The organism is Acidithiobacillus sulfurivorans, from assembly GCF_018853815.1.
GTDB classification, from domain to species: domain Bacteria; phylum Pseudomonadota; class Gammaproteobacteria; order Acidithiobacillales; family Acidithiobacillaceae; genus Acidithiobacillus; species Acidithiobacillus sulfurivorans.
In genome coordinates this window covers 1-3,916 of sequence record NZ_JAAOMP010000007.1, presented here as the reverse complement: position 1 = coordinate 3,916, position 3,916 = coordinate 1, and the positions used below count along the sequence as shown (strand labels likewise).

Here is a 3,916-nt window from a genome sequence, read left to right as displayed (position 1 = left end):
GGGGGTGTAAGCCCAAACCCTCGAAAATTTTGTTTGGCCTCGTAATTCCCTATTCCAAGAGCAAATCGGCCACCAACGCATCGAGATCGACCGCCTTGCCCTCGCCCCGGAACGTGTAGTGGCCGCCCATGTGGATGTGCCGCCATGCCACGGGCGATATCTTCTTGATCAGGGACAGGACTCTGTGGCTTGGGTTGGCTCCATACTTGGCGAGTAGCCGTGACAGGATGGCGGAGTTGTAATAGATAATCGCGTTGGCAACCAGCCGGGCGCACTGGTTGCTTATTTCAACCTCGATATCCGTCCTGCCAGTCAGTTCCTTCTTGCCTCCGACTTGGGCTATCGCCGAGCGCATCTGGTGGTAGGACTCGATTCGGTTCTGGGAGCGGTGGATGTTGCGCTGTAACTGGGGATCGCGGGCGTAGCGCAAGGTGTAGGTACTGCGGATCAACTTGTCAAACTCGAATAGCGCATAGCGTGTCGGATTTGGCTGCGTGTAGGTGCATAGTTTCCGGATTAATGTGCCCTGGCTCATCTCCTTGAGACCCAGGGTCGCCACGATCTGGTCGATGTTGGATTTCTCGTTGATGACGGCTTGAAGGTCAATCTGCCCAGTCGGCTGGATAAGGAATTTTTCGTACCGCGCGGGATCACCGGCGCAGTAGATTTGCTGTATCTGTTCGTGAAGCCTGGTGAGGCGCGGTTCGAAACGCAAGCCGAAGCAATGCAGGATGGCAAAATTAGCCTTGTTAATGCTGTGCATGTCGCCGGTGATCACCGTCGGTACGATATCCGAGGTGTTGTGGTACCAGAGATCGAAAACATGGTGGCCCTCAAGCTCGTGCGCGCCGATCAGCCAGCCCTGAAGCGGAACATGGTTGCACAGCAGGGTGTAGGCGACGACACCTTTGCCCCGGCCGAAATATTTGCGGGAAAACCGCGCTTTCACCGTCGGCCGTTCGACCCCGAATTTCTGTCCATCGACGCTACCGTAGAGCGCCTCCAAGCCAAAGGAATAGTGTGGAAAAATGGCAAGGTCTGCGGTGGCATTGCTGATGACATCATTGGCCGCCTGCAAGCTGGCCAGCCGCAGGTACTGCAGATACGTCGCATCCAGAACGTGATAGGGAATATCGCTGGTCTGCGCCATGGTGAGATTGCCATGATTCATTGCCTGGGCCATGATGACTGCCATCAGGCTGTCGGTATCGGCAACCTGCTTGGCGTAGCGCGGCTGCAGCGGCGTTAGTGCCGACAGAAAATGGCATTGCTCATTAACAAATCGAAGAACATCGGCGATATCGCGAAACGACAGCTTGCCGTAAAAAGCATCCTGTTTCGCTTCGTCGTCTCCGACCTTGGGCCGCCGCCAGACCAGCGTCTTGGTCTGGCTGTCATACTCCAGATTTTTCAGTTTTCCCTGGCGCAGGTCTTTGTCGAACGCCAGCCACAGGCGGTGCAGTTCCTCCGTCAAGGCATTGATCTGGGTCTCAATGGGCTGCCGCAGCCAGGGAATATCCAGTTGGCCGAGGGCGGCCGCTTTTTCCTCCAGGGAAACCAGTTCATCGCTGAGGCTGCGGTGCTGGACGCTGTCGTCCAGGTAGACTTCGCCTGACTTGCAGCGTTTCCTAATTTGCCGGTACACCCAAAACTCGTAGCGATCAGCACGAACGCCTGATGCATTGCCTTTCACATCAAATTCGAGCAGATAGGGGCGCAGGCGTTTGGGAATCGTTGCTGCCGGGCATTCGCTAAGTGGTCGCTGCGCCAGTCGCTGTTGTTTGGAGAAAACCCCCTTCATCCAACCCAGTGCCACCAGCCACGGGTTGTCTGGCACTGTGCTGGAAAAATTGAGCGTCACGTACAGTGAGCGCAGGTGGTGTCGGGCACGTTCCGCCAGCTCTTCCACGATCTGCCAGCGCAATTCCAGTTTATTTACCGGTGCCCCGCACAAGCGCTGGCCAGTGAGACGCAATTCGTCTTTGGGCATGATGGTAAAGGCGCTCTCGCGGATTGAACCGAAGGGCGTGGTATCAGCCAGGTTGTCGTCAACATACATCAGCAGCAAACGGCCAACACCAGGCGACTCCTGTCGCCTGGTGGACTGTAGTAGAAAGAATCGCTTTTTCGCCCGGATTTTAGTTTCGTCCTCAAGTTGCTTCATGTGGTAGTCCATCGCATCCATCAGGTTGTCGGTAAGCTGGCGGTAGCGCTGCCATGCGAAGCACAGTAGGTACAGGTAGGTTTGTTTCGGGCGCAGACGGCGCAAATCATAAATCGTGTAAAAATTGGCAAGGCTCGCGTAGTAATTCAGGTTTTGCCGAGAAATTGACAGGATGGGCAACATCGCTTTCGCCGTCTGATAAAGAGGTTCCAGCAAGGTGCGCTTCTTCCGCTCCGACACCATCTGGCGGTAGCCAAAATCCTTGGCATCCTGCTTTAGGGCGGCCAATCCCAACAAAGTGTCATCGTGCACCAGGAGTTGCTGCAACGCCTCCTTGGCAGGTTCATCCAGCAAATTGTCCAATAGGTCACTCAGGCGATTGCGCTCTGTAGTCAGTGTGTCGCTGATGAGTGTCTGCAGGGTCGTGTGTCCCGGTCTGACAATCTTCTGTTCGTGGAGAAAGGCAACCAGTTCGGCGACAATAAAGCCGGGGGTGACGTCGCGATGTACGACTTGCGCCGCACGCTCGGCCAGCAACAGCAGAAATTCAGCAGACCACGGACGATAGTCGAATAGGCCCAAGATCGCGGTGCGCTGCACATAATGCTCGTACTCGGTCACTGGCTGCGGAGCAAACGCCTGACCATGGAAGTAGCGGGTCAGGATAAAGGCGCAGTCCTCTTCCGTTTCTTCCCAGAAAAACGAGAAGAAGGCATATTTGGCTTTGAAATACCCGATCTGCAAGGCGCAATGGACCTGGGCATGAAGACTTTGCCGACTCATCACAAGCCCGAGTTCGCATTCGCTGAAGCTGAGGTACTGCTGCCGCTGACCGTCATCGAAGTCGGGGAGCCCGTATAGGGCGAATCGTTCCGCGTCGGATAATATGGTCAGTCTTTTGTTGTTTTCTGTCATTTTTACTATACATTCTGTATATGCCAAAACGAGCGTTAATATAGCACCACGGCAAGCATGTGAAATAGATTGAAAAATACATACAAGACGTATTACTTTACGGCCTAATTGATGTTAAGACACAACGAGGCTGTTTTCATGGGTAAAATTGTCGCCTATTTGCGCGCATCCACCGACAAGCAGGACCTGAGTCACCAGAAGCTGGAGATACTGGAGTTTGCCCGGAAACGGGAGCTGCGCGTCGACGACTTTATGGAAGTCACAGTCTCATCGCGCAAGACCAGCAAGCAGCGGCGTATCGACGATCTGGTCCAGATGCTGGGCGAAACGGACACCCTCATCGTGACCGAGCTAAGCCGGCTGGGCCGCAGCACGGCCGAAGTGATCTCACTGGTGAATGCCCTGGCGAAGCGCAATATCCGCGTGATCACCATCAAGCAGAACCTCGATATCTCCCAGCAGGACATGAACTCCAAGATTGTCCTCACCCTGTTCTCGCTGTTTGCCGAACTGGAGCGGGATCTGATTGGCATGCGCACAAAGGAAGCGCTGGCGGCCAAGAAGGCACAGGGCAAACAGCTTGGGAAGCCCAAGGGCACGCTGCAGAAGAGTAAGTTCGACAAGGATGTGGAGCGGATCAAGGAGCTGCTGGGTTATGGACTGTCGGTGCGCAAGATCGCCACGCTCCTGGGCCAAACCAGCCACATCGCTCTGAATACCTATATCAACAAGCGGGGGCTTCAGCCGACGCCGAAGGTCTGATTGGGGGCCATCTGTAGCCCCGTGGTCGGGTTACGAGGGCAGACAAAATTTTCGAGGGTTTGGGCTTACACCCCC

2 protein-coding genes are annotated in these 3,916 nt (G+C 55.1%); one reads left to right on the top strand and one right to left on the bottom strand.

The window, feature by feature from the left end; genetic code table 11:
- Positions 1-49: 49 nt before the first annotated feature.
- Positions 50-3,079, bottom strand: a complete 3,030-nt coding sequence (locus HAP95_RS00105; protein WP_215865737.1) for a Tn3 family transposase — start codon at positions 3,077-3,079, stop codon at positions 50-52.
- Between the two features lie 138 nt (positions 3,080-3,217).
- On the opposite strand from HAP95_RS00105, the gene HAP95_RS00100 reads away from it, so the two are divergent.
- A complete protein-coding gene (locus HAP95_RS00100) occupies positions 3,218-3,841 on the top strand; it encodes a recombinase family protein (protein ID WP_031575368.1) in 624 nt (207 codons plus the stop codon).
- The last annotated feature ends 75 nt before the right edge of the window (positions 3,842-3,916 follow it).

Coding starts and splice junctions, on each gene's coding strand:
- HAP95_RS00105 (WP_215865737.1), bottom strand. CDS start 3,079: ATGACAGAAAACAACAAAAGACTGACCATATTATCCGACGCGGAACGA.
- HAP95_RS00100 (WP_031575368.1), top strand. CDS start 3,218: ATGGGTAAAATTGTCGCCTATTTGCGCGCATCCACCGACAAGCAGGAC.